The 4,316-nt window shown below is 71.0% G+C and carries 2 protein-coding genes; both read right to left on the bottom strand.

Annotated elements, in window-relative coordinates; translation table 11 throughout:
* Positions 1–3,528, bottom strand: a 3,528-nt coding sequence (hrpA, locus tag CVO76_RS07435) for an ATP-dependent RNA helicase HrpA (protein ID WP_208741518.1), incomplete at its 3' end; no start/stop codon positions are given.
* A gap of 66 nt (positions 3,529–3,594) precedes the next feature.
* A partial coding sequence (locus CVO76_RS07430) for a helix-turn-helix transcriptional regulator (protein WP_208741517.1) occupies positions 3,595–4,316 on the bottom strand: 722 nt, incomplete at its 5' end.

The following is a 4,316-nucleotide window of genomic DNA, read 5'->3' as shown; positions in this document are numbered from 1 at the left end:
GTCCTCGGTCCAGGGCAGCTCCTCCGGGACGAGCTTGTCGATGGCGGCCAGCGAGCAGTCACGGATGAGTTCGGCGACACTGCCGTGGGGGTTCTGGCTGAACGTGAGTTTCTCGGTGTTGCTCAGGTGCTCCAGGACGTACTTGGCGGGGCTCGGGATGCGCAGCGACAGAAGCCGGATGACGCCCGCCCGCATGACGGTCGACTGCTGGCCGGCGTCCGGGAAGACCTTCAGGCCCACCGACGTGCCCTCGTCGACGACGGCGGGGAAACCGGTGACGCGGTGGCCGCCGATGGTGCGGGACACCTCGCGCTCGATCGTGCCGAAGGCCCACGTGGTCTCGCCGGTCCGCTCGGCCACCGCGGGTGCCTCCGCCACGACGAGGCCGCCGCGGGCCGGTGCCCCGCCCGGGGCGGCCTGTCCGCCCCGGGCGGCGGCGTCCGCGGATCCGGCGTTCCGCGCGGCGCCGCGTCCCGCATGGTCGGTCCTGCCGTTCCGGCCGGCGGGTGCGGTGGCGGCCTTTCCCCGCCCACCACGGCCGGGTCCGCCCGCGGGTCGCGTGCTGCCCGGGGTGGCGCCCAGTGACTGCGCGATGGCGCGGCTCACCGCGGGCGCCAGGGACGCCTTGAGCGCTTCCAGGTCGCGGGACTCGTCGAGCACGCGACCCTCGGCGTCGACGATGCGGAACATCATCAGCAGGTGCGGGGGGACCGCCGACCAGTTCCACGACCCCGGCGGGACGATGTGCCCGCGCAGGCGCCGCAGCGCGAGTTCGAGGGACGCCTCGAGGTCGTCCTGCGCCGGGTCGAAGTCGGCGGCCAGGGCGGCGACGGCGGTCCGGGCGACGTCGGGCGCCGGCACGAAGTTCTTCCGCACCTGCTTCGGCAGCGACTTGATGAGCGCCGTGACGAGTTCCACGCGCTGGCCCGGGATCTGCCAGCGGAAGGGCTTCGGGTCGAGCTGGTTGAGGAACAGGACCGGGATGGTCACCGTGACGCCGTCGTGGGCGCCCGGTGTCAGGGGCGAGAACTCGTAGGTCAGGGGCAGCTCGAAGCCCGCCTGGTGCCACACACTCGGGAAGGCCGCCTCGTCGAGCTCCGCGGCGTCCTCGCTGAGGAGTTTCTCCGGATCGAAGTCGAGCAGGTCCGGCTGGTCCTGGCGCGCGGTCTTCCACCACGAGTCGAAATGGCGCTCCGAGACCACCTCGGTGCCGATCCGCTGGTCGTAGAACTCGAAGAGCGTCTCGTCGTCCACGCGGAGGTCCCGCCGCCGGAGGCGGTTCTCGAGCTCCTCCACCTCGGCGAGGCGGGCCTGGTTGCGGCTGAAGAACGTGTGGTGCGTCTTCCAGTCGCCCTCGACGAGGGCATGCCGGATGAACAGCTCCCGCGCCACCTCCCGGTCGATCCGCCCGTAGTTGATGCGGCGCTGCGGCACGATCGGCACGCCGTAGAGCGTGACCTTCTCGTACGCCATGACCGAGCCCATCTTCCTCGACCAGTGCGGCTCGCTGTAGGTGCGCTTGACGAGGTGCGGCGCCACCTGCTCGGCCCACAGCGGGTCGATCCGGGCGACGACACGCGCCCACAGCCGCGAGGTCTCCACCAGCTCGGCGGCCATGACCCAGTCGGGCGACTTCTTGAACAGCGCCGAGCCGGGGAAGACGGCGAAGCGGGTCCCGCGGGCACCGGCGTACTCCCGCTTGCGCTGGTCGTAGAGGCCGATGTTGCTCAGCAGACCCGAGAGCAGGCTGATGTGGATCTGCTCGTGCAGCCCGACCGGGTCCACGGGACCGGCGGGCAGGGTGATGCCGAGCGGCTTCGCGAGCTGGCGCAGCTGCTGGAAGAGGTCCTGCCATTCCCGGACGCGCAGGTAGTTGATGAACTCCGCCTTGCAGAGCTTCCGGAACTGTGTCGAGGACAGCTCATCCTGCTTCTCCTGCAGGTACCGCCACAGGTTGAGATAGGCCGTGAAGTCCGAGTTCTCGTCCACGAAACGCTTGTGTTTCTCGGCGGCCTGCTGCTGCTTCGCCGGCTGGTCCGCCGAGGGCCGCTCGCGCGGGTCCTGGATGGTCAGCGCGGCGGCGAGGACCATGACCTCCTTCACCGAGCCACGCGAGCCCGCCTCCACGATCATGCGCCCGAGGCGGGGGTCCACGGGGAGCTGCGCGAGCTTGCGGCCGACGGCGGAGAGGCCACCGTCGTCCTTCAGCGCCCCCAGTTCACGCAGCAGGGCGACGCCGTCGTTGATCGCCTTGGTCTCCGGCGGCTCCACGAAGGGGAACTCGGCGATGTCCTTGGGACTGCGCGTGACACCCATCGCGGCCATCTGGAGGATGACCGCCGCGAGGCTCGTCCGCAGGATCTCCGGCTCGGTGAAGGGCCTGCGCGACGCGAAGTCCTCCTCGGAGTAGAGGCGGATCGCGATACCGTTCGAGACACGTCCGCTACGGCCGGAGCGCTGGTTCGCCGACGCCTGCGAGACGCGCTCGATGGGCAGCCGCTGCACCTTCGTGCGGTGGGAGTAGCGGGAGATGCGGGCGGTCCCCGTGTCGATCACGTACTTGATGCCGGGTACGGTCAGCGACGTCTCGGCGACGTTCGTCGCGAGGACGATCCGGCGGTGACTGCCGGTGGGACGGAACACCCGGTGCTGCTCCTCGAGCGAGAGCCGGGCGAACAGGGGCAGGACCTCCGTGCCGCGCAGGCGGGCCGTGGACTGGATCCGTGCCCGGAGGGCATCGGCGGCGTCGCGGATCTCGCGCTCGCCGGAGAAGAACACGAGGATGTCCCCGGGGGCTTCGAGCGAGAGTTCGTCCACGGCGTCGCAGACGGCATCCAGCGGGTCGCGCTCCTCCTCGAGCTCGCTGTCCGCGCCGCCGTCCCCGTCGTCGAGCCCGCCGGGCGGCTGGTCGAGGGGCCGGTACCGGATCTCGACGGGATAGGTGCGCCCCGAGACCTCGATGATCGGGGCGGGGGAGGTGTCCTCGACGGCGGCGTCGGCCGCGAAGTGGGCGGCGAAGCGCTCCGGGTCGATGGTGGCCGAGGTGATGATGACCTTGAGGTCGGGCCGTTCGGGCAGGATGCGCCGGAGGTACCCGAGGATGAAGTCGATGTTGAGGCTGCGCTCGTGGGCCTCGTCGATGATGATGGTGCTGTACTTGCGCAGCATCCGGTCGTGCTGGATCTCGGCGAGCAGGATCCCGTCCGTCATCAGCTTGATCTTCGTCTTCCGGCCCACCGACCCGGTGAAGCGGACCTGGTAGCCGACCTCCTCGCCGAGGTCCACCTGCAGTTCCTCGGCGATGCGCTCGGCGACCGTACGTGCCGCGAGGCGCCGCGGCTGGGTGTGGCCGATCAACCCGTGCTCGGCGAGGCCCAGCTCGAGGCACATCTTCGGGATCTGCGTCGTCTTACCGGACCCGGTCTCGCCGGCGATGATGGTGACCTGGTTGGCCGCGATCGCGGCCATGATGTCTGCCCGGCGTTCCGAGACGGGAAGGTCCGCGGGGTAGGAGATTGTCAGTGCCATAGTTGCCTGCCAGTCTAGTTGCTCGCACCCGGCGGCAGGCGGGCGTTCACTGAGGGCAGGCCTCCGTCACTCGTGGGCGTCGGCTCCGGAGCGGACACCGGTCGCAGCGGAACGGCGCAGTCGCTCGGCCACGACGAGGGCGCGCTCGCGCATCTCGGCGGGCTCGAGGACCTCGAAGTCGATGTCCCAGCTCGCGAGGTAGGCCAGCGGGAAGTCGAGGGAGTCGAAGCCTGCCCGGAGGAGCGTGTGCCCGTCGCCGTCCGCCTCGAGCGTGCCGGTGCTCGACGGGACGCGCGCCTCGAGTTCCGCCAGGGGCGCGGAGAACCGGATGACGGCGTCGTACGAGTAGGGCGACCGCGTGATGGACTCCTGGACGTAGGCCGCGAGGTCCGCGGCGGGCAGCGGGCGGGGCGCGAAGCGGTCCCTCGCCACGGGGACGCTCTGGCAGCGATCCACGCGGAACGTCCGCCAGTCCTCCCTCGAGCGGTCGAAGGCCACGAGGTACCAGCGCCTGCCCGTGTCGACGAGGCGGTAGGGCTCGACGATCCGCCGGGACGATTCGCCGTCGTGCCGGTCGTAGCGGAACGCGACGCAGCGCCGCTCCGTGATGGCCGCCGAGAACGCCGTGAGCACCTCGGGGTTGACCGGCGTGCTGGCCGCCGCCATGCGCGTCACCGCGGAGCGGAGGCCCGAGAAGCGCGGGCGCAGGCGGGGCGGCAGGACCTGTTCGAGCTTCGTGAGGGCGCGGACGGACGCTTCCCCGACCCCGGAGACGGGGCTGGCCGTCA

The sequence above is a fragment of the Arthrobacter agilis genome (assembly GCF_002953615.1).
GTDB lineage: Bacteria > Actinomycetota > Actinomycetes > Actinomycetales > Micrococcaceae > Arthrobacter_D > Arthrobacter_D agilis_B.
This window is presented reverse-complemented; position numbering and strand designations above follow the sequence as displayed.